The 24,966-nt window shown below is 66.3% G+C and carries 20 protein-coding genes; 8 read left to right on the top strand and 12 right to left on the bottom strand.

The window, feature by feature from the left end; translation table 11 throughout:
• Positions 1 to 30 precede the first annotated feature (30 nt).
• Positions 31 to 597 carry a F0F1 ATP synthase subunit delta gene (locus tag LH19_RS18765; RefSeq protein WP_054731259.1) on the bottom strand — a complete coding sequence of 189 codons (567 nt, stop codon included), beginning with the start codon at positions 595 to 597 and terminating at the stop codon, positions 31 to 33.
• A 135-nt stretch (positions 598 to 732) separates the two neighbouring features.
• Positions 733 to 1,236 carry a hypothetical protein gene (locus tag LH19_RS18760; RefSeq protein WP_054731257.1) on the bottom strand — a complete coding sequence of 168 codons (504 nt, stop codon included), beginning with the start codon at positions 1,234 to 1,236 and terminating at the stop codon, positions 733 to 735.
• 52 nt (positions 1,237 to 1,288) lie between these two features.
• Here LH19_RS18760 and LH19_RS18755 point away from each other — a divergent pair, with 52 nt between their 5' ends.
• The gene (locus LH19_RS18755) at positions 1,289 to 1,966 is read left to right on the top strand and encodes a dienelactone hydrolase family protein (protein WP_054733859.1); all 678 of its coding nucleotides are present in this window, start codon (positions 1,289 to 1,291) and stop codon (positions 1,964 to 1,966) included.
• 10 nt (positions 1,967 to 1,976) lie between these two features.
• Here the strand turns inward: LH19_RS18755 and LH19_RS18750 are convergent, their stop codons facing one another.
• The gene (locus LH19_RS18750) at positions 1,977 to 3,542 is read right to left on the bottom strand and encodes a S1C family serine protease (RefSeq protein ID WP_054731255.1); all 1,566 of its coding nucleotides are present in this window, start codon (positions 3,540 to 3,542) and stop codon (positions 1,977 to 1,979) included.
• A 41-nt stretch (positions 3,543 to 3,583) separates the two neighbouring features.
• Positions 3,584 to 4,405, bottom strand: coding sequence for a DUF2306 domain-containing protein (locus LH19_RS18745; protein WP_054731253.1), 822 nt, complete (start codon positions 4,403 to 4,405; stop codon positions 3,584 to 3,586).
• A 163-nt stretch (positions 4,406 to 4,568) separates the two neighbouring features.
• Between LH19_RS18745 and LH19_RS18740 the strand changes: the two genes are divergently transcribed.
• From LH19_RS18740 to LH19_RS18730, 3 genes are read left to right on the top strand one after another with little or no spacing between them, the layout of a single operon-like run.
• Positions 4,569 to 5,039: a DUF1203 domain-containing protein gene (locus LH19_RS18740; RefSeq protein ID WP_054731251.1), complete on the top strand. Its 471-nt coding sequence runs from the start codon at positions 4,569 to 4,571 to the stop codon at positions 5,037 to 5,039.
• Entirely contained in the window at positions 5,036 to 6,076 is a 1,041-nt protein-coding gene (ada, locus tag LH19_RS18735; RefSeq protein ID WP_054731250.1) for a bifunctional DNA-binding transcriptional regulator/O6-methylguanine-DNA methyltransferase Ada, read from the top strand. Before LH19_RS18740 ends, ada begins: the two co-directional genes overlap by 4 nt.
• Positions 6,073 to 6,831: an isocitrate lyase/PEP mutase family protein gene (locus LH19_RS18730; RefSeq protein ID WP_054731248.1), complete on the top strand. Its 759-nt coding sequence runs from the start codon at positions 6,073 to 6,075 to the stop codon at positions 6,829 to 6,831. Before ada ends, LH19_RS18730 begins: the two co-directional genes overlap by 4 nt.
• Before the next feature lie 13 nt (positions 6,832 to 6,844).
• On the opposite strand, the gene LH19_RS18725 is transcribed toward LH19_RS18730, so the two are convergent.
• The 5 genes from LH19_RS18725 to LH19_RS18705 all read right to left on the bottom strand — a co-directional run bounded on the left by LH19_RS18725 (position 6,845) and on the right by LH19_RS18705 (position 15,844).
• The gene (locus LH19_RS18725) at positions 6,845 to 8,386 is read right to left on the bottom strand and encodes a tetratricopeptide repeat protein (protein ID WP_054731246.1); all 1,542 of its coding nucleotides are present in this window, start codon (positions 8,384 to 8,386) and stop codon (positions 6,845 to 6,847) included.
• Between the two features lie 33 nt (positions 8,387 to 8,419).
• The gene (locus LH19_RS18720; RefSeq protein WP_145923518.1) at positions 8,420 to 10,006 is read right to left on the bottom strand and encodes a tetratricopeptide repeat protein; all 1,587 of its coding nucleotides are present in this window, start codon (positions 10,004 to 10,006) and stop codon (positions 8,420 to 8,422) included.
• An 87-nt stretch (positions 10,007 to 10,093) separates the two neighbouring features.
• Positions 10,094 to 12,262, bottom strand: a complete 2,169-nt coding sequence (locus LH19_RS18715; RefSeq protein ID WP_054731242.1) for a primosomal protein N' — start codon at positions 12,260 to 12,262, stop codon at positions 10,094 to 10,096.
• Between the two features lie 142 nt (positions 12,263 to 12,404).
• Positions 12,405 to 13,490 (bottom strand): PepSY-associated TM helix domain-containing protein, encoded by a 1,086-nt coding sequence (locus LH19_RS18710; RefSeq protein ID WP_054731240.1) that lies wholly within the window; start codon positions 13,488 to 13,490, stop codon positions 12,405 to 12,407.
• 134 nt (positions 13,491 to 13,624) lie between these two features.
• Complete coding sequence (locus LH19_RS18705) at positions 13,625 to 15,844, bottom strand: TonB-dependent receptor (RefSeq protein WP_054731238.1); 2,220 nt, start codon at positions 15,842 to 15,844, stop codon at positions 13,625 to 13,627.
• Between the two features lie 131 nt (positions 15,845 to 15,975).
• Between LH19_RS18705 and LH19_RS18700 the strand changes: the two genes are divergently transcribed.
• On the top strand, positions 15,976 to 18,288 hold the full coding sequence (locus LH19_RS18700) for a patatin-like protein (protein ID WP_054731236.1): 2,313 nt from the start codon (positions 15,976 to 15,978) through the stop codon (positions 18,286 to 18,288).
• 119 nt (positions 18,289 to 18,407) lie between these two features.
• Here LH19_RS18700 and dnaJ read toward each other — a convergent pair whose 3' ends face one another.
• Entirely contained in the window at positions 18,408 to 19,538 is a 1,131-nt protein-coding gene (gene dnaJ / locus LH19_RS18695) for a molecular chaperone DnaJ (protein ID WP_054731234.1), read from the bottom strand.
• A 56-nt stretch (positions 19,539 to 19,594) separates the two neighbouring features.
• On the bottom strand, positions 19,595 to 21,499 hold the full coding sequence (gene dnaK, locus LH19_RS18690) for a molecular chaperone DnaK (RefSeq protein WP_054731232.1): 1,905 nt from the start codon (positions 21,497 to 21,499) through the stop codon (positions 19,595 to 19,597).
• A gap of 156 nt (positions 21,500 to 21,655) precedes the next feature.
• On the opposite strand from dnaK, the gene LH19_RS18685 reads away from it, so the two are divergent.
• The 3 genes from LH19_RS18685 to LH19_RS18675 all read left to right on the top strand — a co-directional run bounded on the left by LH19_RS18685 (position 21,656) and on the right by LH19_RS18675 (position 24,219).
• Positions 21,656 to 22,219 (top strand): copper chaperone PCu(A)C, encoded by a 564-nt coding sequence (locus LH19_RS18685; RefSeq protein WP_054731231.1) that lies wholly within the window; start codon positions 21,656 to 21,658, stop codon positions 22,217 to 22,219.
• A gap of 129 nt (positions 22,220 to 22,348) precedes the next feature.
• The gene (locus LH19_RS18680) at positions 22,349 to 22,831 is read left to right on the top strand and encodes a hypothetical protein (RefSeq protein ID WP_054731230.1); all 483 of its coding nucleotides are present in this window, start codon (positions 22,349 to 22,351) and stop codon (positions 22,829 to 22,831) included.
• A gap of 44 nt (positions 22,832 to 22,875) precedes the next feature.
• Positions 22,876 to 24,219, top strand: coding sequence for a DNA recombination protein RmuC (locus LH19_RS18675; protein WP_054731227.1), 1,344 nt, complete (start codon positions 22,876 to 22,878; stop codon positions 24,217 to 24,219).
• Here LH19_RS18675 and LH19_RS18670 read toward each other — a convergent pair.
• Positions 24,216 to 24,926 (bottom strand): META domain-containing protein, encoded by a 711-nt coding sequence (locus LH19_RS18670; RefSeq protein ID WP_054731226.1) that lies wholly within the window; start codon positions 24,924 to 24,926, stop codon positions 24,216 to 24,218. The genes LH19_RS18675 and LH19_RS18670 overlap by 4 nt on opposite strands.
• Positions 24,927 to 24,966 lie beyond the last annotated feature (40 nt).

The raw sequence follows: 24,966 nt of genomic DNA, 5'->3' as shown, positions 1-24,966 counted from the left end.
TTCATCGGGCAAATTTGGCGTACGGGCTTTTCAGCCCTTCATCGCCTGGGCGAAACTGTTGAGACGGGTACGGATGCTGCCGTCGATCAGCTGGCTGCCCAGCTGGACGACGAGACCGCCGAGAATGGCGGGGTCGACGGTCGTCGCGACGGTGACGTCGCGTCCGACACGGGATTTGAGATTGGCGGTCAGCGTCTTGAGCTGCTCGGCCGTCAGCGGATGCGCGCTGGTGACTTGCGCCGTCACTTCGCCGCGATGCTGGGCGACGATCGCTTCATAGGCGCCGATCATGCCGCCGAGGTCGGCGAGACGGCGGTTCTCGGCAAGCACGCCGAGGAACTTGGCGGTCAGCGAATCGAGCTTCAGCGTCTTGGCCACCGCCGCGACGGCCTTCGCGGCGTCGGCGCGGCCGACGACGGGGCTCTGGGTCAATGCCGTGAGGTCGGCCGAATCGGCAAGGCCGGCTTTCAGCGTCGCAAGGCTCTTGGCGACCGCATCGATCTGATTCGATTCGCGGGCCAGATCGAACAGCGCGACCGCATAACGGCCCGCGAGGCCCGCCGTGATGTTGCCCTGAATGCCGCCGGAATTCTCCACGCGCGAAAGTCCTTTGCTACGATCCCGTGGGGGATGGGTCGCGCGCTTTTGTGGGGGATTCGACGAATGCCCCCCGCGCGAAGTCGCGGCGCGCCTAGCAACGATTTTGCTGCAATGCAAGGCGGGGGTTGGGCGCTAGTTGCAAGCAGATTGCGGAATCGCCTTTGCAGCCGCCTCACGCATTTTGTCCAACGTCTTTTGGACGGCCCTGGTTGCTCTTTCTCCGCTGCCCCCACGCTCGTCGAATACATCCTCTATCTCGCGCCATTGCGCCTCGGTGCAGACTTCGCCGCCGCCGACCGAGCTATGAAGCGAATAGGTGGTGACGCAGGCTGACCGGCCCAATTGGGGGTAGCAGTCGTTGAAACCCCGCACGGGTATCGCCGGCGCGTCGAATCCCCCGACTTCCAGTCCTGCGGTTGCGATCGACAGCCGCTGATCGATCGCATCGCTATTTCTCCCCGCCAGTTTGCAGAGGCAGGATTGATCATGCAGCCTGTCGATCTCGGTAAACCGTTTCGTGGCTTCGGCCTTGCTGAAGACCTTCGCCGGTGACGCCTGTTTGGAGTCGCCGCAACCGGATATGAAGATCGCCGCCACGGCGGTGATGCCCAGCCTGAAGCGTGGCATTGCTTGCATTCCCGCTTCCCTCCCATAAACCGACGTCGACGAACTAACATGGGAGATGGCGATGGGCGAGATGATCCGGATGACGATGGACGACGGCGCGGACATTGCGGTCTATCATGCCCTGCCCGAAGGCGAACGCCGCGGCGGGCTCGTCCTGGTCCAGGAAATCTTCGGGGTCACCGACCATATCCGCGAGCTGTGCGACGAATATGCCGCCGACGGTTACGAGGTGCTGGCGCCCGCCCTGTTCGATCGCGAGCATCCGGGCTTCGAGAGCGACTATTCGGGGCCGCAGTTCGAGCGTGCGGTCGAACTCGCGCGCCAGCTCCATCCGTTCGAACAGAGCCTCAAGGATGCACAGACCTGCATCGATGCGCTGAAGGGCAAAGGTCCCGTCTTCATCACCGGCTATTGCTACGGCGGCTCGGTCGCGTGGCGGATGGCGCAAATCAGTCCCGACCTTGCCGCGGCGTCATCCTATTATGGCAGCCTCGTCCCGACGCAGTTCGCCGACGAATCGCCGATGTGCGCAACGATCGCGCACTTCGGCCGCTTCGACGGCGGTATCCCGATGGAAGGCGTCGAGGCGTTGATTGCCCGGGATCATCCGACCGCCCAGATTTTCGTCTATGAGGCCGGGCATGGTTTCAACAGCGACCGGCGCAAGGATTATCACGAACCGAGCAGCGAACAGGCGCGCGAACGCACGCTGATGCTGTTCAAGGCGTGCGGCGGGTAACCCCCGCGGTTCAGCCGCCGTTCGATCCCGCCGCCGCTGCGGCAGCGGCGGTCGATTTCTGGCAGCGATAGACGAGCCGTTCGTTCGGGCTCGGCGGCAGCGCGCTGCGGATCGCTTCCTGCTGCGTCGCGAGCGCGGCGAGCGCACCCGCGTCGGTGGTGCAGCCCTTGAGCGTCGTGCCGGCGCGAATCTCGCGCGCCTTTGCCATCGTCTCGGCATCGAGCAGATAGCGGTCGACGCGATATTCCTTCCCCGCCTGATCGATCGACGCGACGGTGACCGTCGCTTCCTCGTTCGGCACGAGGATGCGCTGCCAGCGCCCGTCCGACCCTTGCGCATATTGGGTGCGGTCGTTGACGCAGCCGCCGCCGTGGATTTTTACCGGTACGTCTGTCGTCGCCGACACCGTCACGCGGCTGCGTTCGGGCTGGATGGTGCAGAGATACTGCCCCTCGGCCAGCGCAGCCGTAGCGGTGCCGGTCGCGGCGCCCGGCGCGGGCGTGTCGGCCAGCTCGGCATGCGCGTCGGGGCGCGTCACGAACAGCACCGCGGCGCCCAGCACCAGCACCGCGCCGGCACCGCCCGCGATCTTGGCATTGCGGATGTTCTTCTGGCTGTAGAAGAGCAGGCCGGCGCCGGCGGCGAGCGCGCCGATCACGAACAGCACCCCGGCGAGCGCGATGCGGTTCTCGCGCGACGCCAGCGCCGCCTCCTCGGCGCGCGCCTGCTTGAGTTCGCGGTCGAGCTTGGCGGCGGCTTCCTTCGCGGCATTGGCCTCGGCGCTCGCGCGGCTTTCGGCGTCGAGCGCGGCGCGATCGCGCGCGTCGGCTTCGGCCATCGACAGGCAGGGCGTGCCGATGCCGGCATATTGCTGGTCGGCATCGGCAAGGAAGCGCGCCAGTTCGCGCGTCGAGATGGCGAAGGCGAAGGGCGAATCGCCGTCGTCGGCGCGGGTGATCGCGGTGTTGATACCGGTGATGCGGCCGCAGCCGTCGACCAGCGGGCCACCCGAATTGCCGCGCGAAATCTTGGCGGTGTGGACCAGCATCGCTACCCCGTCGACGGCCTGCGTGTTCGACAGATTGCCTTCGCTGCGCGTCGGGGTGCGCGGGGTGATATAATCGGCGGCACTGCGCGCGGTCGCGAGGTCGACATTGCCCGGATAGCCGAGCGCCACGACGTCGGTACCCGATTCGAGCGGGCCGGTATAGACTGCGGCGGCGGGCAGCCGGCCTTCGGTGATCTCGATCAGTGCGAGGTCGCGCGTCGTGTCGATCGCGATCAGCTTGCCGGCATAGCTTTTCTGCCCTTCCGAGGGGACGACCCCTAAGGCGACATTGCCGGGATATTTGACCGCCGATTCGACGACATGTGCGTTGGTGACGATGCGTGTCGGGGAAATGGCGATGCCGCTGCCGTGGCCGAAGCCGACAACCTCGCCGTCGACCATCGCCACGGTGACGACGCGCACGACGCTGCGCGACGCGGCGCTGATATCGTCCGCGGCATGCGCCGGAAGCGACGGGGTCAGGGCAAGGGCGAAGAGGGCGAGCAGCAGCGTGAGGAGGCGGGTCATGGCGCGCAGACTAGCCGCCGCGGATGCGAAGGCAAGCGGTGCTAGATATAGGGGCCCCACATGACCATCCATGCCCCGGCGCTGCCGGCAAGGATGACGAGGGCGCAAAGTCCGAGCAGCCCCGCGACCGCCTTGCGCGCCGCCGGGGTGCCGCTTGCGCCCGCGCGCAGATACAATTCGGCGACGGCAAGCGGCAGCAGGGAATTGGCAAAGGCGAGGAACAGGTCGAACGGCCCGTCCATCGCCTTGCCGATGCCCGCGCCGCCGGTCGCGAGACCCCATACCATATAGCCGACGCGCATGAACCACACCGCGCTCGCGACCGCGAACAGCCGGATCGCCCAGCGGCGGTGGTCGGCGAAACGCCGCACATGCGCCGCTCGCCACGCCAGCCCCGCAAATGCGAGGATCAGCAGCGCGTCGAGCGTGATGCCGATCGCGCCGCCCAGCGCCAGCCATGTGCCGCGAATCCACGTCAGCCACAGCCCGCCGAACGCAAGCGCGAGCGCCGAGAGCAGGTAAAGCCGGCCGTTCCAGCGATGGACCGCAGGCCAGCGGGACCGGATCGCCGGGACAAGCTGGACCAGTCCGCCGAGCGTGATGACCGCCGCCATCAGGACATGGACGGCGAAGAACAGGTTGCCCGCGGTGTCGCCCGCGACATGGCCGGTGATCAGCGGCTTGTCGTTCCACGCCGCGAAATTGCCGGTCAGCGTTGGGGGATAATAAAAGAGCAGGATGAAGGCGACGAAGAGTAGCTGCCCCGCGGCGATGGCGAGATAGCAGAGGGTCGCCGCGCGCCCCAGCCAGTCGGCGCGGCGTCGCTTGCGTGCGGGCGCGAAAGATGCGTCGATGGTCGCCATATCGCCAACTCCCGGTCTGAAGCGGCAGATTGGCCCGGATATGCTGGTGAGTCAATGATATAATACAGTAACACACCAAGGGGAAGCTTTGAACGCAAGCCCCGGGACGCGGCCCGCGAAGCGGTATGGCAAAGATGATCGCGCCCAAAGAAAGGATGATCCGATGGCCTATTCGATTACCGGACTCGACCCCGACCGCTTTGCGCCGCTGTTCGCGATGGACGATGCCGCGCTCGCCGCCTGCAACGCCCGCCGTGTCATCGCGACCGCCGATCGGGGCTTTCCCTGCCGTATCAGCCTCGAGGATGCGCGCGCCGGCGAGGCGCTGATCCTGCTCCACCACACCAGCCACGATGTCGAAACGCCCTATCGCAGCGCCTATGCGATCTATGTCCGGCCGGGTGTCGCCGCGGCGACATATCGCGATGCGCCGCCGCCGGTGTTCGAGGGGCGCCCGCTGGCGCTGCGCGCCTTCGATCGCGACGGCATGCTGCGGGACGCGCGGCTTGCGGGGCCGGGCGAGGCCGATGGCGCGATCCGGGACCTGTTTGCGGACGATCGCATCGCCTATATCGATGCGCACAACGCCGCGCACGGCTGCTTTGCCGCGCGGATCGAAAGGGACGGGCAATGAGCGCCGCCGAGACCATGACCGACGACGATCGCTGGGCGGCGGTGCTGCGCCGCGACCGGGCGCTCGACGGGCGTTTCGTCACCGGCGTGCTCACCACCGGCATCTATTGCCGGCCGAGCTGCGCCGCGCGCCATCCCAAGCGGGAGAATGTCCGCTTCTTCGAGGATGGCGCCGCGGCGCGTGAAACCGGACTGCGCGCGTGCAAGCGCTGCCTGCCCGACGAGGTCGCGCGCGACGAAGGCGCGGTGCTCGCCGCGATCGCGGCGATCAAGCAGAGCGAGGAACCGCTGGCGCTTGCGGATCTTGCGGACCGCACCGGCTATTCGCCGACGCATTTCCAGCGCGTCTTCACCCGCCACACCGGGCTGTCGCCCGCCGCCTATGCGCGCGCCTTGCGCGAGGAACGGGCGCGGCAGGCGCTGAGCGAGGGCGGCCGCGTCACCGACGCCATTTACGATGCGGGCTTTTCGGGGCCGTCGCGCTTCTACGAAAATATGGAAGGACGCATGGGGATGACGGCGTCGGCGTGGGTGAATGGCGGTAAGGGGGTGACGATCCACTGGGCGGTCGTCCCGACCAGCCTTGGCGACATGCTTGTCGCCGCGACCGACAAGGGCGTCTGCCGCCTGTCGTTCGCCGAAGGGCGCGAGGCGCTCGAGGAACGCTTTCCGGCCGCCGAACTGATCGAGGGCGGCGGCGAGTTTTCCGCGCTGCTCGAACAGGTCGTCGCTGCGGTCGAGGCGCCGACCCAAGGCTTCGACCATATCCCGATCGACGTCAAAGGCACCGCGTTCCAGGAGGCGGTGTGGCGCGAACTCAGGAAGATTCCGGCGGGCGAAACGCGCAGCTATGCCGATATCGCCGCCGCGGTCGGCAAGCCGGGCGCGGTGCGCGCCGCGGGCAGCGCGAACGGCGCGAACAATGTCGCCGTGCTGATCCCGTGCCACCGCGTGGTCCGCAGCGACGGCACGCTCGGCGGCTATGCCTATGGCCTGCCGATCAAGGAAGAATTGCTCAAGAGGGAGACAATCAAGTGACCGACAAGATTGCGCAGTTTCGCGCGCTGCACGTTCCCGGCGACCCGCTGATCCTCGTCAACATCTGGGACGCCGGGAGCGCGAAGGCCGTCGCGGCCGCGGGGGCAAAGGCGATCGCGACCGGCAGCTATGGCGTCGCGGGAGCGCAGGGGCGCGCCGACGGCGAGGATTTTCCGCTCGAAGACGTCTTCGAAAATCTGGCGCGCATCCTGTCGGTCACCGACCTGCCCGTCACCATCGACATGGAATCGGGCTATGGCGCCGATGCCGAGGCGGTCGGCGCCTCGGTCGGGCGCGCGAAAGCTGCGGGCGCGGCGGGGATCAATATGGAAGACCGGCTGCCGGGCGTTGCCGAGCTGCTTGCGATCGGCGAGGCGCAAGACCGTTATCGCGCCGCTGCCGACACCGGCATTTTCGTCAATGCGCGCTGCGACACCTTCCGCGGGCAGGATATCGCGAAGGACGGCGATGCGCTCGTCGCCGCGACGCTCGAACGCGCGCGGGCCTATGCCGATGCCGGCGCGGGATCGCTGTTCGTGCCCTTCCTGCTCGATCCGAAATGCATCGGCGCGATCTGCGAGGCGTCGCCGCTGCCCGTCAACATCCTGCGCGGCAAGGGCGGACCGACGCACAGGGAGCTCGCGGGTCTCGGTGTCGCGCGGATCAGTCACGGCCATCAGCCATGGGCCGCGGCGATGACGTGGCTGACGGCGCAGGCTGGGCAGGTGCTGGGCGGCGAAGAACCCGATTATTGACGCCAAGCGCCGATCAGTCGGTTACGCCTTCGGTTCCCTCGGTACGTATGAACGTCTTTTCGCGATTGGCGCGCATTGCTTCGAGCTGGTCGAGCAGCGATTGTCCCTGACCGCGATCGTGCGGATCGAACGCGACGCTTTCGGCCAGCCCGATCGCTTCGTTGAAACGGCCCTGATTGGCGAGCGCGAAGGCCTGGCTGATCCGGATGCTGACATTCTCGGGCTCCAGAACGAACGCCTTTTCCAGCCCCTGCAAAGCCATGCCGGTCGGAGGGAAGCCCTGATCGCCGAACGTCTGGAAATAGGCGTAGAGCGGGATCGGATCGTCAGGGTTGGTGCGGTTGGCGAGCATGATCGGCTTGCGCACCGCGCTCCATGCCCCGGCGCTGTAATCGCCTTTCTCGTCGAATCCGATCGCGATCAGCCGCCCGAGCAGGACGTTGGCGCGGACATGATCGGGCTGCAGCGCGATCGCCTTGTCGACCGCCGCGCGCGCTGCGGCGAGGTCGCGCTTGTCCTTGTCCATGCCCCATTCGGCCGCGGCGAGTTCGTACCAGGTGCCGGCATCGCCCGGCTGGGCGACGGTTAGCTTTTGCAGCGCGGGGCGGACGGCGGCCATCCGCTCGGGGGAATATTGGGCGCTCAACCGTTCGAGGCGAAGCGGGATCAGCGCATCTTCGGCGGCGGCGAGCGGCGCGATGGCGATCGTCCCCTCGACCTTCATCGGTTCGTGAAGCGCGACATAGGCGAGCGAGCGATTGAGGTAGCGATTGAGATCCTTGTCGAGCTGGCCAAGGTCGCCAAAGGTCTTGCGCGCCGCCTCGACGGCTTCCTCACCGCGATTGATCGCCTGCATATAGGCGAGCAACTGGCCCTGCCGGTTCGGATCGCTGTAGAGCATGTGGGTCAGCAGCCATGACCGGCCATAATAGGCGTCGGCCATCCCGCTGCTGCGCATCGCGTCGGGGCGCTGGGTGATCAGCTGCTCGACCGGAATCTTCGGCATTTCGAGTAATCCGTAGGCGCGGCGATAGACGGGTTTGCCGATCGAGGCCTTGCCCTCGCGCGAAAAGTCTACGGTCGACACATATTCGGCGAAGCCTTCGATGAACCAGGCCGGGAAGGCGGCGGGGACATAGCGCTTCATGAAATGATGGGCATATTCGTGGAACAGCGTCTGCTGCGCCGCCGGCGTGCCGCGCCCTTCGTCATTCTCGCGGTTCGATACGGCGAACGCGCCGTCCGAGCCCGCGAGATAGAAGCCCGCGATCGATGAGCCGCTTTTCCCCGACGCCAGCCGCCCGGCCTCGTCGGCGCGCTCGACGAGGTAGATGGTCAGCCGGTTGGGCTCGGCCCCGCCCGGCACGTTGAAACGATGGCGCAGCGTCGCGTCGAAGCGCTGCAGATTCTCGGCAAAGCTGCGCAGCGATTTTTCGCTGCCCTCGCTGTAGATGATGAAATTGTTCGTGTCGGCGCGCAGCCAGCGCGCGCTGGCCGGGGTGGCCAGCGCGGCGGTGAGCAGGACGGCAAGTACTGCCGCAATCCAGTGTCGCATATGTCCCCCGTTCGGGTCTGCGCCGCCCCGGCGTCAGCCCTTCTTCTTGCCCGCGGCCTCGTCCTTCTGCTCCTGGAAGATTTCGGCGATTTTTGCGCGCGCGTCGTCGAGCTTGTCCTGCTCGATAAATTCGACCGTCGCGAGAATCTTGTTTTCCTTGTCCGATCCGTGCGCCGAATAGGCGATCGGCGACAGCACGTCCTTGGCGAGCTTGCCCTTGTTCTCATTCAGCAATTGCCGCGCGAGGATCAGGCGGTAACCGGTATCGTAGGACGCATAATCCCATGCATCCTCGAGCGTGATGAGCGCCGCTTCGGGAATGGCCTCGCCCGCTTCGAAATAGGACATATAGAGCCCGATCATCGGCCGCGGGTCCTTGAGGTCGAGTTGGTGCGCCTTCTCGAACCACGGCCGTGCCGCGGCATATTGCGCCTTGTCGGCCTCGCCGCGCGCCATGAAGACGCCGCCCATCATGAAATGGGCCAGCGACGAAGCGGGCGCGATGGCGATCGCGCGTTTGGCCGCGGCCTCGGCGGCGTCGTAATTCTTCGCGTCGAGCTGCGCCTCGGCAACGACAAGCTGCGCGAACAGGCTGTCGGGATTGGCCGCATCCTTGCCCGCGACGTCGCGGGCGACATCCTTGGCCTGCTTCTGGTCGACGCCGCGCTGCGAGCGGATATAGGACGACATCAGGCTTTCCTCGACCGGTGCCAGCGCGCGCATCGTCACCACCGGTTCGACGTAGGAGGCCGGCTTGATGTCATAGCCGGGGAAGGGGCCGTTCTTGTATTTGCGCAATTCGGCCTGCAGCTTGTCGAGGTCGCCGAAGATGCGCTTTGCAGCCTCGAGGCTGTCCTCGCCCTTGTTGAGCGCGCTCAGATAGGCCGGAAGCTGGCCTTTGCGTTCCTGACTGAAGTTCAGATAGTGCGAGAGCAGCCAGCCGACCGAATAGGACTGCATCAGCTCCATTCCCTTCAGCTTCACCTTGTGGTCGAACATGCGGGACAGACGGGTATCGGGCAGCACGCGCAATGCTTCGCCGCGCGCCTGCGGGACATTGCCCAGATGGAAACTGCCATCGTCCCTCAGCTCGATCGTGCCATACACTTCGGCAAAACCCTCGGTGTACCAATAGGGATAGGCGGTGCTGAAATTGGTCAGCATGAAATGGTGCGTATATTCGTGGAACAGGACGCGCTGGGTATCGAGTTGCACCTCGTTCAGCGTGCGCACCCCGACGCCATCGCGGCGCTTGTTGCGCGCCGGAACGAAGGCGACCGTGCTGCCTGCCCGCGGAATGTAAAAGCCGTAGATGCCCGATTCGGGGGCGCCGGCGAGCGCCGCGATGTCGTCGGTATCGCCGCTGCGGAACACCTTGACCTTGTTCGCCTTGCCCATGTCGGGGCCGGGGACCGGCCGGCCCTGCAAATAGCGCAAGGCGTTGTCATAACGTTCGAGCAGGCGTGCGAACTGTTCGGCGTCCTCCTTCTTGCTTTCCGAATAGACGATGAAGTGCGACGTTTCGGCTTCCCACCATTCGGCGCGCGCCGCTCCGCTGATCGTCAGCGCCGCCAAAGCCACGCCCGCGCCGATCGCGCGGGCCATCTTGCGAATATTCACGGTAACCTCCACCCACTCAAACCCCGGTAATGCATCGATGATTAACAGGAAAATCCGGCGAATCCAGATCGCTTCGTCGCAAGACGGTCAGACGAAACTATAAGGATCGATATCGATCGCGAGACGCGCCTTCGACGGCCAGTCGACGCTGTTCACCCACTCGCGGATCGTTCCCTGCAGATCGAAGCTGCGCGGCGCGTGGAGGAGCAGGCGGAAGCGGTGGCGGCCGCGCAGCATCGCGAGCGGCGCGGGGGCAGGGCCATAGACCGCCAGGCCTTCCGCAACCGGCGCTTTCTGGCCCAGCCGCTGCGCCTGCCCGCGCGCGACCTCGATATCCTCCGACGAAATGACGAGCGCGGCGAAGCGGCCATAGGGCGGCGCGCCGGCGAATTTGCGCGCCGCGGCCTCCGCCGCATAGAAACCGTCGCGGTCGTTGGCGACGAGCGCCGCCATCACCGGCGCGTCGGGAACGCGGGTCTGGATCAGCACTGCGCCCGGCTTCACCCCGCGCCCGGCGCGTCCCGCGACCTGCGCGATCTGCTGGAAAGTGCGTTCGGAGGCGCGCAGGTCGCCGCCGTCGAGACCGAGGTCGGCATCGACCACGCCGACGAGCGTCAGGTTCGGGAAATGATAGCCCTTGGTGACGAGCTGGGTGCCGATGATGATGTCGATAAGGCCGCCCTCGACATTGTCGACGAACTCCGCCGCCTTCGCCGGCGACCAGAGCGTGTCCGAGGTGACGATCGCGACGCGCGCCTCCGGGAACCGCAGCGCGACCTCGTCGGCAACACGCTCGACGCCGGGGCCGCACGCGACGAGGCTGTCCTCGTCCTCGCATTCGGGGCAGAGCCGCGGCGGCGGCATGACATGGCCGCAATGATGGCAGGCGAGGCGGTGGACGAGCCGGTGCTCGACCATCCATGCGGTGCAGTTCGGGCACTGGATGCGGTGGCCGCAGGTGCGGCACAGCGTCAGCGGCGCAAAGCCGCGGCGGTTGAGGAACAGCAGGCTCTGCTCGCCCTTGTGCAATCGGTCGGCGAGCGCCTCGACGAGCGGCGGGGCGAGCCAGCTTCCGCGGTCGGGCGGATCCTGCCGCATGTCGATCGCCGCGAGATCGGGCAAGGTCGCGCCGCCGAAGCGCGCGGGCAGGACGATATGACGATAGCGCCCCGCCTCGACCATTGCGAGGCTTTCGAGCGCCGGGGTCGCGCTCGCGAGGATGACCGGCAGCCCCTCGAAATGCCCGCGCATCACCGCGACGTCGCGCGCGTGATAATGGACGCCGTCCTCCTGCTTGAAGCTCGTCTCATGCGCCTCGTCGACGACGATGACGCCGAGATTGCCATAGGGCAGGAACAGTGCCGATCGCGCGCCGACGACGATCTTCGCCTCGCCCGCCGCGATGCTGTGCCAGGCGCGGCGGCGTTCGGTCGAGCGGAGGCCCGAATGCCAGGCGACCGGTTCGCAGCCGAAACGCGCGGCAAAGCGCGTCAGCATCGGTTCGGTCAGCGCGATTTCGGGAAGCAGGACGAGCGCCTGCTTGCCCGCGTCGATCGCGGCGGCGATCGCCTCCATATAGACTTCGGTCTTGCCCGACCCGGTGACGCCATCGAGCAGCAACGTCTCGAACTTGGCGGCATCGACCGCCTCGCGAAGCTGCTCTGCGGCAGCGGATTGTTCGTCGGACAGGTCGGGCGGCGCAAAGGCCGGATCGGGCTGCGGATAGGGCTGGTCGGCCGACACGCTCACCGCTTCGAGCCCGCCCGTCTGGACGAGCCCGCGGATCACCGCCTCGCTGACCTCGGCCATCGCCGCGAGTTCGCGTACGATCCCCTGCCGCGCGCCGATCTTTTCGAGCGCGACGGTGCGTTGCGGCGTCATCCGCGCCGGGAGCTCGCCGGTGGCGCGATATTCGACGATCGGACGCCGTGCATCGGCAAAGGCGGCACCGGGCAGCACCATGCGCAGCACCGATCCCGGCGGTGCGAGATAATAGTCGCTCGTCCATTCGACGAGCTTGCGCAGCGGGGCGGGGACCGGCGGCACCGCCACGACCTCGAACAGGTTGCGCAGGCGATTGTCGCCGACCGGCTCGGGCGCGCCGAAACTTTCGTCCTCCCACACGACGCCGCCCATCCGGCGCGGGCCGAGCGGCACGACGACGACGCTGCCGAGCGGCGCGTCGCTGCCGTAAGGCACCCGGTAATCGAGCGGGCCGAGGGCGGCGGTCAAAAGGAGGACGCGGGCGCGGGTCATGGATCGGGCAGGATATAGGGCTGCCCGCAAAATAGGAAAGCGTGGCAGACAGCATCCCCATTCTTTCGTCATCCCGGACTTGATCCGGGATCCACGGCCGCGGCGAAGTCATGGACCCCGGATCAAGTCCGGGGTGACGAGATCAGGTGGAGGCCAGCGTCGCCTTTTTCGCCGGACTCTTCACCGGCTTCGGCCGCCTGAACCAGAAGGTCCACACCGCGAAGCTGCCGAGCATCGTCATCGCGAGGCCCGAGATCGTCAGCAGGATGCGCCATGTCCAGCCGCCGACCTTCGACGCGTGGATCGGAAAGGCCATGTTGAACGCCTGCGCCCCGCCCGGCAGCGCGAGCGCATCGCGCGCGGCGAGCACGTCGCCGGTCGCGGCGTCGAAGGCGATCGTCGTGCGGCCGTTGGGCAGCCATTCGGCGGGCTGTTTCATACGCAGGCTGATCGGGTCGCCGGGCCCCCGCGGCAGGCTCAGGATACGGAACTCGGCGTCGGGAAAGCGTCGTCGCCCCTCGGCCAGCATTGCCGCATAATCGGGCTTTTCTGCGAGCAGCCCGCCCTTGTATTTCGGCGGGTCGAGCGCCTTCGCCGCGGCCGCCGGCGAGCCGAAAGGCGCGACCATCACCATCGCGAAGGGGCGAAAGATCATCATCGTCCCGGTGACGATCGAGATCAGCAGCAGCGGCGCGGCGACGATGCCGAGGTCGCGGTGGTGCCACACGATCGACGGACGGCTCATCCGCTTGGGCCACAGACGGAGCTGGAAGGTCCGCCGCGTCCGCCACCACAGGATCGCGCCGCTGATCACGAAGAACAGGCCGCACAATCCCGCGATCCCGATCACCCACTCGCCGCTGTCGCCCGTGAAGAGATGATGGTGGAAGTCGAAAATCCACAGCTCGGGCCGCTCCCACTGGCTCGCCCAGCGCGCCACGACCTCGCCCGACTGGTTGGCATAGGCACCGGCGCCTTCGCCGAAGCGGGTTTGATGCAGCCCGAAGTTTTCGTCCGCATAGATGATGCCTTGGGTGCCCGGCATCGCCATTAGCCGCTCGGTCGCTGCGGTGATGGTCGGAAGGTCGCCGCGCCACGCGTCACCCGCACCCGGCACCCCGATCCACAGATGCTCATAGAGCAGGATCGTGCCCGACAGACCAAGCAGGCCAAGCACGAGACCGATCAGGCCACCGGTCCAGCGGTGCAGCGTGTCGAGCAGTTTCATCACGACGCCATCATTTCAAAATCATCGTCATTGCGAGGAGCCGAAGGCGACGCGGCAATCCAGAGCTGCGTAAGGCTGCCCCTGGATTGCTTCGCTTCGCTCGCAATGACGAAATAGGAAAGGTTGAGCATGGTTTAGAACCGGTAATCCCATCCGAGCGTGAAGGTCCGGCCACGCCCCGCGAAAAAGGCAAGATTGTCGGTAGGCAACCGCGTGTCGCTCGAATAGTCGATATAGAATTTATCGAACAGGTTCTGGACCGACAGGCTCAGCCCGCCGAGGCCGGTCTGGTAACGGATGCTCGCGTCGGTGATGTTGTAGCCGCCAAAACTGTTGCGCTGGTCGGGGTTCGCCTTGCCGTGGAAGGTGCGGTCGAGGAAGAACTGCGTCTGGATCAGCGCCGAGACCGGCCCCTTGTTATAGCTTGCATTGAGGTTCACACGGTCGGGCGAAATGTTCGTGCCGTCGAGGTCGGTGTCGACGATCCCGTCGGGGTTCGCGCTGTCGCTGTCATATTTGCCCTGGATATGGGCATAGCCGACGCCGAGCTTCAGCCCGTCAACCGGCATCTGGACGCGCAAATTGACCTCGAGTCCCTCTATCTCGACGCGCTGGCGCTGAACATCAAAGATGCGGTCGGGGCGTGCGATGAGGAGTTGCCCCTTGTCGCTCGACGACCAGAAATAGGTCGCGCTGGCGTCGAGCGGTCCGCGCTTCACCTCGACGCCGATCTCGCGGTTGTTCGACACGATCGGCGAGATGTCGAGGAAGCTGTCGAGGTCGACCCCGGTGCGGTTCACTGCGCGCGTGATGCGGCCGATGTCGGGGACGGTGAAACCCTCGGCATAGCTTGCATAGGCCCGGATGCCGTCCCACGGTTCGACGATCACGCCGCCGTTGACCAGCAGGTCCTTGAATTTCGGTTTGCCGCCCGCGACGTCGACGCCGCCATAGGTCGACACGCCGCACGGTGTGACGGCGGCGGCGGGCGGGGTGGTGCACGCGACGAAGGTGGTCGACGCGAGCGTGTGATAATCGTCGATCTTGATCTTCACATTTTCCCAGCGCACCCCGCCGGCGAGGCGGACAATCCCGTCGAACAGCTTGAGGTTCGCCTGCCCGAAGGGCGCGAGGCTGCGGAAATCGCTCGGCGGCACCCAGACGCGGCCAGTGGCGATCAGCGCCTGTTCGGTCTTGTCGACCAGCGCGTCGAAGCCGACCGTCAGCGTCAGATCCTCGAATCCCGGCACGGCGCGTTCATAGCTGAGCTTGGCACCCAGCTTGCGCGAGCGGTTCTGCGACTGGTCGAACAGCGTGCCGACGGGGGCGAGGGCGGGATCCTGAAAGGTCGCTTGCGTCGCGACCTCGCCGCCGAAGGTATCGCGGCTGCGGTTGAAGAAAATCTGGCTGACGAAATTGCCGCCGCCAAGGTCGGTGTCGGTCAGCGACAGCGCGATGCTTTCGGTACGATTCTGCGCCGATTCACCGGGCGGGGTACCGCGCACCGCGCTGGTCGGGACGCCGGTCAGGCGGTTGCCGGGAAGCGCGATATAGTCGCCGTCACCCTTCAGCTCGAAGCGGCTCGCGATCAGGTCGAGCCGCGCCGAGGGAGAGAGCTCGTAGCCGAGCCGCGCAAACAGCGAGAGCGTCTGCGAATCCTGCGTCTCACCCTGCGTCAGGTTGATGCCGATGCGGCGGCCCTTGGCGTCGTAAAAGGCGCCGCGCTTTTCCCATGCCGCGCCGAAGGTCGCGTCGAAGCGACCGGCCTTGTACTGGACAAGACCTGCGACCTTGCCGCCAAGGCCGTCCTTGCTGAAGCCATCGTCGGCGGTGCCCTGAAGCAGGATGCGCCCGCCCAGCCCTTCTTCCTTCGGTGCGCCGACGGTGACCTGGTTGACGATGCCGCCGGTACCGCCGATACCCTGCAAGGCGTTCGAGCCATAGATCAGTTCGACGCGATCGACGAAGAAGCCGTCGATCGTGAAGCCGTCGCGGCTGCCGTCGCGCATCGGGGTCGATTGCGGAATGCCGTTGATCGCATAGAGCGGCGAGCGGCCGCGCAGCGTTTCGCCCGCGCCCGAGAGCTTCTGGCGCGTCGGTGAAAAGCTGGGGGTGAGGTTTGATACCGCGTCGGTAACCGAGCCCGAAATCGCGATCTGCTGGTCAAGGCTGTCCTTGCCGATCACATCGATCGTCAGCGGCAGGGCGTTGGGCGGCAGGGTCGTGCGCGCAGCGGTGACGATGATCGTGCCCTCGCTTTCGTCGCCATCGGCGACCGGCACGCTGTCTTGCGCAACAGCGGGCGAGGAAAGCGCCGTGCAGGCGAGCGCGGCGAGGGCAAATTTGCGATTCATTCTCATCTCCTGTTCGCGGCGCGGCTAATGCGAAGAATTCGCATATGCAAGAAGAAAGCCGGGATTGGGACGCTTCCGCCGGCGACGTTGAAAATTCGCCACAGTCGCGAAACCGCGCTATCAGCCGGCGCATGCGCGAAAAGGAACTGCGGTTTGCCCTGATTTGCTACGGCGGCATCAGCCTGGCCGTCTATATGCACGGTATCACCAAGGAAATATGGCGCCTCGCCGCCGCATCGCGCGCCTGGCACGACGGCGGCGAGCCGGCGGGTTCGGGCGCGGTCTATCGGGATTTGCTCGCCGGGATCGCCGCACGCAGCAGTGTCCGGCTGCGGGTGCTCGCCGATATCGTCGCGGGGGCGAGCGCGGGCGGGATCAACGGTATTTTTCTCGCGCGGGCGCTGGCGACGGGCCAGTCGCTCGACCCGCTGACCGAATTGTGGCTGGGCGGCGCCGATGTCGATAGCCTGCTCGACCCCGATGCGCGGCCGCTGTCGGCGGCAACCAAATTCTGGGCGGTGCCGATCGCCGGCTGGGCGATGAAGCGCCGCGGCAACGTCATCGATCGCACAGTGGGCGAAGGCGCGCAGGACGAGGTGCGCGCCAAGCTGTCGCGCTTCGTCCGCGCGCGCTGGTTCGAACCACCCTTCGGCGGCGAAACCTTCTCCAACCTGCTGCTCGACGCCTTCGACGCGATGGATGCCGGGCCCAAGGGACCGGTGCTGGTGCCGGCGGGGCAGCCCGTCGACCTGTTCGTTTCGGTCACCGATTTCGCCGGGCACAGTATGCCATTGGCGCTCAACAGCCCGCCGCGCGTCACCGAGCAGGAGCATCGGCTGATCCTGCATTTCCGGCAGGACGGGCGCGCGGGGAAAGATCTCGGCGATATGCCGGGCCTCGCCGCGGCGGCGCGCGCGACCGCGAGTTTTCCGGGCGCCTTCCCGCCCTTCACCTTGCGCGAACTCGACCGGGTGCTCGAAAAACGCGGCATCGAGTGGTCGGGGCGCGATGCGTTCATCCGCGCCCAGCTCCCGTCCGGGGGCGAAAGCGACCCCGCCGACCGGGTGCTCATCGACGGCTCGGTGCTCGCCAACGCGCCGTTCCGTCCGGCGATCGCGGCGCTGAAGCAGCGCCCGGCGCGGCGCGAGGTCGACCGGCGCTTCGTCTATATCGACCCCAAACCCGACTTTCGCTCGATCAGCTTCGGCAAGCCGGGCGAGGTCGGGGCGGGCGAGGAGGCGCGCCTGCCCGGTTTCCTGCCGACGATCCTCGGCGCGCTGTCCGAAATCCCGCGCGAACAGCCGATTCGCGAGAATGTCGAGGCGATCGAGGGCATGTCGCGGCGCATCCGCCGCATGCAGCATATCGTCGACGCGATGAAGGTCGAGGTCGAGGAACAGGTCGCGGCGCTGTTCGGCACCACCTTCTTTCTCGACACGCCGACCCCGGCGCGGCTCGAGAAATGGCGTGCCAAGGCGCAGGAGCAGGCGGCGGCACGCGCCGGCTTCGCCTATGCGCCCTATGGCCACCTCAAATTGTCGGCGGTGGTCGAGGAACTCGTCGGCATGGTCGACCGACTGTCGCCGCCCGAGGGGGCTGTCCACCGCAGCAACCGGCGGCAGGCACTGTGGGACGAGGTGCGGGCGCGCGGACTCGACCGTATTTCGGGCCGGAAAGGCGCCGGGGCGAGCGGCGACGCGATCGCCTTTTTCCGCACCCACGACCTCGGCTTTCGCATCCGCCGCCTGCGCTTCATGGCGCGCGAACTCGACGCGGTGATCGAGAGCCGCCGCGAAGGACGCGATACGGCGTGCGAGGACATGCGCGGCGCGATCTTCACCGCGCTCGGCCTCTATCTGGAGCGTGAGGGCGATAGCTGGCTCGCCGAACTCGACGTGCCTGCCGACGCCGCACCGGGGCAGTGGATCGATGCCATCGCGGCGCGGCGCGACCTCACGGCCGTCGATGGTGAGGCCGACGTGCTTATCGCTGCGGCGCTGACCGCGCTGCCGAAGGACGACAGGCGCGTGCTGCTGCTCGCCTATCTGGGCTATCCCTTCTACGACATCGCGACGCTGCCTTTGCTGCAGGGCGAGGGGTTCGACGAGTTCGACCCGATCAAGATCGATCGCATCTCGCCCTCCGACGCCACCGCGATCCGTAGCGGCGGCGCGTCGGCGATGCTGAAGGGGATCGAATTCAACAGTTTCGGCGCTTTCTTCAGCCGCGCCTACCGCGAGAACGACTACCTCTGGGGACGCCTCCACGGCGCCGACCGGCTGATCGATATCGTATCGAGCAGCGCAACCGGCGAGGGCGCGCTGAAAGCCGACGAACTGGCCGCGATCAAGCGACGCGCCTTTCACGCCATCCTCGACGAGGAGGAAGAGCGGTTGCCGAAGGTCGCGGCGCTGATTGCGGAGCTCAGGAGCGAGATCGGCTAACCCCAACATTGTCATTCCCGCGAAAGCGGGAACCCAGGTGCGGAACAAGCCGACGCACGCTCTGGGTCCCCGCTTTCGCGGGGATGACGATGTTGGGGTGTTGTTGGACGCGCGACGGATCAATCCGTCAAATCGTCCCACATTTCCTTGATGCGGCCAAAAAAGCCCTGGCTTGCGGGGCACTCGTCGCCGGTTTCGGTCTCGCGGAACGCCTGCAGCAGTTCTTTCTGCTTGGCATTCAGCTTCGTCGGCGTCTCGACATCGATCTGGATCACCAGGTCGCCGTGGCCGCGGCCGTTGAGGACCGGCATGCCGGCGCCGCGCTGGCGGAGCTGCTTGCCCGACTGGATGCCGGCCGGGATGCTGATGTCGTGCTTCTTGCCGTCGAGGCCGGGGATGCTGATCGACCCGCCGAGCGCCGCGGTGGTGAAGCTGATCGGGGCGCGGGTGAACAAGGTCGTGCCCTCGCGCTCGAACAATTTGTGCCGCGCCATGTGCAGGAAGATGTAAAGGTCGCCCGGCGCCGCGCCGCGCGCGCCGCTTTCGCCCTCGCCCGACAGGCGGATGCGCGTGCCTTCGTCGACCCCGGCGGGAATGGTGACGGTCAGCGTCTTGCGCCGGTCGACACGTCCTTCGCCATGGCAGCTATTGCACGGGTCGGCGATGACCTCGCCCGCGCCCTGACAGGTCGGGCAGGTGCGCTCGACCATGAAGAAGCCCTGCTGCGCGCGCACCTTGCCGTGACCAGCGCAGGTCGAACAGCGGTTGGTCGCGGTGCCGGGCTTGGCGCCGCTGCCGTCGCAGGTTTCGCAGCGTGCGGCGACGTCGACCTGAATCTCGCGGGTGCAGCCGGCGTGCGCGTCCTCAAGCTTGATTTCCATGTCGTAACGAAGGTCGGCGCCGCGTGCGGGCCCGCGCTGTTGCCGGCCGCCGCCGCCGAAGGCCGATCCGAAGATCGATTCGAAAATATCTCCGATATCGCCGAAATCGGCGTTGCCTCCGCCGCCACCGAAGCCGCCGCCATTGAGGCCCGCCTTGCCGAAGCGGTCATAGGCGGCGCGCTTCTGCGGGTCTTTCAGACAGTCATAGGCTTCGCTGATCGCCTTGAAGCGCGCTTCGCTGTCGCCGCACCCCGGATTCTTGTCGGGGTGATATTTCATCGCGAGCTTGCGATAGCTGGCCTTCAGCGTCGCATCGTCGGCGCTACGCTCGACTTCGAGCAGTTCGTAATAATCGATGTCGAGCGACATAAATTCAATGCCCCCTCAACCCCGCCGCCCGCGTTGCGCGCGGCGGGGAGAGTTTCTTACTTCTTGTCGTCTTCGACTTCCGAGAATTCGGCATCGACGACATCTTCGTCGGCCTTGGCTGCGCCGGCATCGGCGCTGGGGGATGCTGCGGCCTGCTGTTCCTTCTCGTAAATCGCCTGGCCGAGCTTCATCGCAACCTGCGCGAGCGCCTGGCTCTTTTCGGTCATCGCCGCCGGATCGCCGCCTTCGACCGCGGTCTTGGCTTCGGCAACCGCCGCTTCGATCTCGCCCTTCAGCGCCGCGTCGACCTTGTCGCCATGCTCTTCGAGCTGGCGTTCGGTCGTGTGGATCAGGCTTTCGGCGTTGTTCTTCGCCTCGGCCGCCTCACGGCGCTTCTTGTCCTCTTCGGCGAACTGCTCGGCGTCCTTGACCATCTGGTCGATGTCCGCGTCGCTGAGGCCGCCCGAGGCCTGGATCTTGATCTGCTGTTCCTTGCCGGTGCCCTTGTCCTTGGCGTGGACCGACACGATGCCGTTGGCGTCGATGTCGAAGGTGACCTCGATCTGCGGCACGCCGCGCGGCGCCGGCGGAATGCCGACGAGGTCGAACTGGCCGAGCATCTTGTTGTCGGCGGCCATTTCGCGCTCGCCCTGGAAGACGCGGATCGTCACTGCCGACTGGTTGTCGTCGGCGGTCGAATAGACCTGCGACTTCTTGGTCGGGATGGTGGTGTTGCGGTCGATCATGCGCGTGAACACGCCGCCCAGCGTCTCGATGCCGAGGCTCAGCGGGGTGACGTCGAGCAGCAGCACGTCCTTGACGTCGCCCTGCAGCACGCCGGCCTGGATCGCGGCGCCGATCGCGACGACCTCGTCGGGGTTCACACCGGTGTGCGGTTCCTTGCCGAAGAAATCCTTCACGACTTCACGCACGCGCGGCATGCGCGTCATGCCGCCGACGAGGACGACTTCGTCGATCTCGCTGGCGCTGATGCCGGCGTCCTTGATCGCCTTCTTGCAGGGTTCGAGCGTGCGCTTGACCAGCTCTTCGACCAGCTTTTCGAGGTCCGACCGGGTGATCGTCTTCACGAGGTGCTTCGGCCCGTTGGCGTCGGCGGTGATGAAGGGCAGGTTGACCTCGGTCGTCGCGGCCGACGACAGTTCGATCTTCGCCTTTTCGGCGGCTTCCTTCAGGCGCTGGAGGGCCAATTTGTCGCCGCGCAGGTCGATGCCTTCGTCCTTCTTGAAGCCGTCGGCGAGATATTCGACGATCTTGCTGTCGAAATCCTCGCCGCCGAGGAAGGTGTCGCCGTTGGTCGACTTCACCTCGAACACGCCGTCGCCAACCTCGAGGATCGAGATGTCGAAGGTGCCGCCGCCAAGGTCATAGACCGCGATCGTCTTGTTCTCGGTCTTGTCGAGGCCATAGGCGAGCGCCGCCGCGGTCGGCTCGTTGATGATGCGCAGCACTTCGAGGCCGGCGATCTTGCCGGCGTCCTTGGTCGCCTGGCGCTGGGCGTCGTTGAAGTAGGCGGGAACGGTGATCACCGCCTGCTCGACCTTTTCGCCCAGATAGGCTTCGGCGGTTTCCTTCATCTTCTGGAGGATATAGGCGCTGATCTGCGACGGCGAATAATCCTCGCCGCCCGCCTTGACCCAGGCGTCGCCGTTCGAGCCCTTGGCGATGGTATAGGGGACGAGCTCCATGTCCTTCTTGGTCATGGGATCGTCGAAGCGGCGGCCGATCAGGCGCTTCACCGCAAAGATGGTGTTTTCGGGATTGGTGACCGCCTGGCGCTTCGCCGGCTGGCCGATCAGCCGCTCGCCGTCCTTGGCGAAGGCGACGATCGAGGGCGTGGTGCGCGTGCCTTCGACATTTTCGATAACCTTGGGCTTGCCGCCTTCCATCACCGCCACACAGCTATTGGTGGTGCCGAGGTCGATCCCGATCACTTTGGCCATTGATATTCCGTCCTTGTTGCTTCTCCGGCGCCCTGAAAAGGCACGCCGTCCATGGTTTTCAATGGGGGCGATATAGGTGCGCTAATCCTTGGCACAAGGGCTTTGACGGCTTATCTGGAACAGGAAAATTGACGCATTTCGGGAGTCCCAGCCATCATGAAGTCTTTCGCCCGCCGCTCGCTCACTCTGGCCGCCGTTGCCGCCGCCGCGCTGTCGCTGACCGCGTGCAAGGAAAATCTCGGCGCCGGGCCGCAGCTCAATGTGGTGAGCGGCTATATCGAGATGGGCGCCACCCCCGACCGGCCCGCGGTCGGCTATTTCCGCGTCACCGGCGGTCCGCGCGACGCGCAGCTCGTTGCGGTGACCGCCGATCTCGCGCAGCGCGTCGAAATGCATGAAAGCGTGCGCGAAAACGGCATGGTGACGATGAAGCCGCTGACCCGCGCCGACGTGCCGGCAAAGGGCGAACTGGTGTTCAAGCAGGGCGGCAAGCATCTGATGATCTGGAACATCAACGGCGCCGCGGTGCGCGCGGGCAAGCTGCCGATGCAGTTCGTCTTCACCAACAACAATAATGAACGCATCCTCTTCGACCTGCCGATCAAGCAGGCGTCGACCGCGATGGGCGGCGACGGCGCGATGGACCATGGCGCGATGGATCACAGCCCGCCGGCGGGACCTTCGGCTGAAAAGGCGGCCCCGGACGCGGCCAAGAAGTAAGCCTGTGACCCTTCCCCACGCCGTCATTGCGAGGAGCGAAGCGACGAAGCAATCTCCAGCGTGCAGCCGTCATTCAGGCTCGATGGCTGGAGATTGCTTCGCTTCGCTCGCAATGACCGGGGTGAAATGATGGAGCGCGACGGGCGCCCGCTGACCGAGGGGGAGGTCGCGCTGGCGCGCAGCGTCTTCGGCGATGCGATCCGCTATGCCGAGGTGCGGGTGCGGCATCGCAAATGGATTTTCTTCCAGCCGCGCCGCATCGTCATGGCGCCGATGGGGCATCTCCATTTCCACCCGCGCGGCGACAGCTATTGCGACGATTTTTCCTGCCCCGCCGACGGCGCCATGCGCGCCAAGGGGCTGTTCATCCACGAAATGACGCACGTGTGGCAGGCGCAGACCCGCGGACGCTGGTACCTCGTCCTGATGCGCCACCCCTTCGCGACCTATAATTACAGCCTCAAACCCGGCTGGCCGCTGCATCGCTACGGCCTCGAACAACAGGCGGAGATCGTGCGCCATTACTGGCTGCTCACCCAGGGCGTCACGATCGGCGGCGCACCGGGGGTAGAGGCGTATCGCGCGATCCTGCCGTTCGCCCCGCAGGTGTAATTAGCGACTAGCCACAGGGGCGGTGTTCGATCTATGTTCCTGCCATGGATGGACTGTCACTCGCTATCGCCTTTATCGCCCTCGCTATCGGCACCCTGATCGGCTGGCTGTTCGCCGGGCGGCAGGCGGGCGGGCTGAAGGCTGAGCGCGACGGCTTCTCGGAACGTTTCAAGGCGGCAGTCGCCGATCTTGCCAGCGAAAGCGAGGCACGGCAGGCGGCGGATCGCCAGCTTGCGGCGCTGCTCGCCGAACAACGGGCGCGCGACGCGGCGCATGATGCGCAGATCGCCCAGCTCAAGGACGCGCAGGCGGCGCTGACGGCGCAGTTTCGCGAAGTCGGGCAGGCGATGCTCGACGGGGCGCAAAAGGCGTTTCTCGAACGCGCCGAAGCACGCTTCAAGGAGAGCGAGGCGACCGCCGGGCAGAATCTGAAGGCGCTGCTCCATCCGGTCCACGACCGGCTCGAAAAATATGAAGCGGCGGTGGCGAAGGTCGAGGCTGAGCGGCGCGACGCTTTCGGCCTGCTGCACGGGCAGATCGCGGCGATGCGCGAGGGGACCGAACGCGTGTCGAGCGAAGCGGCGAAGCTCGTCAACGCGCTGCGCAACGCCCCAAAAGCGCGCGGACGCTGGGGCGAACAGCAACTGAGGAACGTCCTCGAAAGCTGCGGGCTTTCCGAGCATGCCGATTTCCAGACCGAGGTCAGCGTCGACGGCGGTGACGGCGGGCGGCTCCGCCCCGACGTCGTCGTCAAGGTGCCGGGCGGACAAAGCCTCGTTATCGACGCCAAGGTGTCGCTCAACGCCTATCAGGACGCCTTCGGCGCGGTCGACGAGGGCGAAAAGGCGGTGCATCTCGCCGCGCACGCCGCGGCGATGAAGGCGCATGTGAACACGCTCGGCGCCAAATCATACTGGAACCAGTTCGACGACACCCCTGATTTCGTCGTGATGTTCGTCCCCGGCGAGCATTTCCTCGCCGCCGCACTCGATCAGGATCATGAGCTCTGGGATTATGCCTTCGAACGCAAGGTGCTGCTCGCGACCCCGACCAACCTCATCGCGATCGCGCGCACCGTCGCCGCGGTGTGGCGTCAGGAAAAGCTCGCCGGGCAGGCGCGCGAGATCGCGGCGTTGGGCAAGGAACTCTACGCGCGCATGTCGGTGATGGGATCGCACATCGCGCGCGTCGGCAAGAATCTCGATCAGGCGACGGGGGCGTATAACGCCTTCGTCGGCAGCTTCGAATCGCAGGTGCTGACGCAGGCGAAACGCTTCGAGGCGCTCGATGTCGAGACGGGCGACCGCGAAATTCCGGCGCTGCCCGTCGCCGAACAGGCGGCGCGGCCGCTGGCCAAATTGTCGGGCGCCAACGGCGCGAACGACTAGATCGCCCGCTTCAGCACCGCCGTCTTGCCGTCGGCCCCGGTCAGGATCAGCGTCCCGTTGGTCGGAAAGCTCGTGCTCACCGGCCCGCGCATCAGCGCGAAGAAGGCGTTTTCCTGCGCCATGCCCGCGCCGGGGCACGCCATTTCGGTCGCCATCAGCGGCCCCGCGGTCAGCGTCAGGTCGGCGTGGCTGTAGCTTCCCGAAAAGCGGTTGCAGCCCGCGCTGCCGCTCAGCCGCTCGCCCTCGAACTGCAGCGAGGTCGGTCGGTCGGGCGCCACCTCGACGCCGCCGATCGATACGAAGGTCCAGCTCGTTCCGGCAAGCTCGGCCGGGGGCAATATGCCGCCGCCGCAGCCCTTCACCGTCTGGCCGTCGGCGGTCACCGTCACCGTGTCGCGATAGCGGCGGTCGCTCATTCCGTCGCTGCATTCGCCGTGGGTGATATCGACGCTTAGCCGCGGGGTGACATAGCGCTCGCCATTGAAGCTCGGCCGTGCGCCGGGATTGGCAACCACGATCTTGGTGTCGCCATAATCGCCGTCGTAATTGAGCAGGCCGGGCGTGATCTCGAGCGTCCAGCCGGGCTCGGTGCCGAGCGCCATATAGGAGCCCGCGCCGTCGCCGGGCGATTGCGGCGGTTCGGCGGCAGGGACGCACGCCGACAGCGCGAAGAGCGAAACGAGAGCGGGCAGGGCGATCCTTGTCATATGACGTCTCCTAAGCCGGGAGGACTGATCGCTGGATGAA

The organism is Sphingopyxis macrogoltabida (genome assembly GCF_001314325.1).
GTDB lineage: Bacteria > Pseudomonadota > Alphaproteobacteria > Sphingomonadales > Sphingomonadaceae > Sphingopyxis > Sphingopyxis macrogoltabida.
This window is presented reverse-complemented; position numbering and strand designations above follow the sequence as displayed.

Coding starts and splice junctions, on each gene's coding strand:
- LH19_RS18710 (WP_054731240.1), bottom strand. CDS start 13,490: ATGAAACTGCTCGACACGCTGCACCGCTGGACCGGTGGCCTGATCGGT.
- LH19_RS18680 (WP_054731230.1), top strand. CDS start 22,349: ATGGAGCGCGACGGGCGCCCGCTGACCGAGGGGGAGGTCGCGCTGGCG.
- LH19_RS18675 (WP_054731227.1), top strand. CDS start 22,876: ATGGATGGACTGTCACTCGCTATCGCCTTTATCGCCCTCGCTATCGGC.
- dnaK (WP_054731232.1), bottom strand. CDS start 21,499: ATGGCCAAAGTGATCGGGATCGACCTCGGCACCACCAATAGCTGTGTG.
- LH19_RS18670 (WP_054731226.1), bottom strand. CDS start 24,926: ATGACAAGGATCGCCCTGCCCGCTCTCGTTTCGCTCTTCGCGCTGTCG.
- LH19_RS18745 (WP_054731253.1), bottom strand. CDS start 4,405: ATGGCGACCATCGACGCATCTTTCGCGCCCGCACGCAAGCGACGCCGC.
- LH19_RS18705 (WP_054731238.1), bottom strand. CDS start 15,844: ATGAATCGCAAATTTGCCCTCGCCGCGCTCGCCTGCACGGCGCTTTCC.
- LH19_RS18755 (WP_054733859.1), top strand. CDS start 1,289: ATGGGCGAGATGATCCGGATGACGATGGACGACGGCGCGGACATTGCG.
- LH19_RS18700 (WP_054731236.1), top strand. CDS start 15,976: ATGCGCGAAAAGGAACTGCGGTTTGCCCTGATTTGCTACGGCGGCATC.
- LH19_RS18750 (WP_054731255.1), bottom strand. CDS start 3,542: ATGACCCGCCTCCTCACGCTGCTGCTCGCCCTCTTCGCCCTTGCCCTG.
- LH19_RS18685 (WP_054731231.1), top strand. CDS start 21,656: ATGAAGTCTTTCGCCCGCCGCTCGCTCACTCTGGCCGCCGTTGCCGCC.
- LH19_RS18740 (WP_054731251.1), top strand. CDS start 4,569: ATGGCCTATTCGATTACCGGACTCGACCCCGACCGCTTTGCGCCGCTG.
- ada (WP_054731250.1), top strand. CDS start 5,036: ATGAGCGCCGCCGAGACCATGACCGACGACGATCGCTGGGCGGCGGTG.
- dnaJ (WP_054731234.1), bottom strand. CDS start 19,538: ATGTCGCTCGACATCGATTATTACGAACTGCTCGAAGTCGAGCGTAGC.
- LH19_RS18760 (WP_054731257.1), bottom strand. CDS start 1,236: ATGCAAGCAATGCCACGCTTCAGGCTGGGCATCACCGCCGTGGCGGCG.
- LH19_RS18715 (WP_054731242.1), bottom strand. CDS start 12,262: ATGACCCGCGCCCGCGTCCTCCTTTTGACCGCCGCCCTCGGCCCGCTC.
- LH19_RS18725 (WP_054731246.1), bottom strand. CDS start 8,386: ATGCGACACTGGATTGCGGCAGTACTTGCCGTCCTGCTCACCGCCGCG.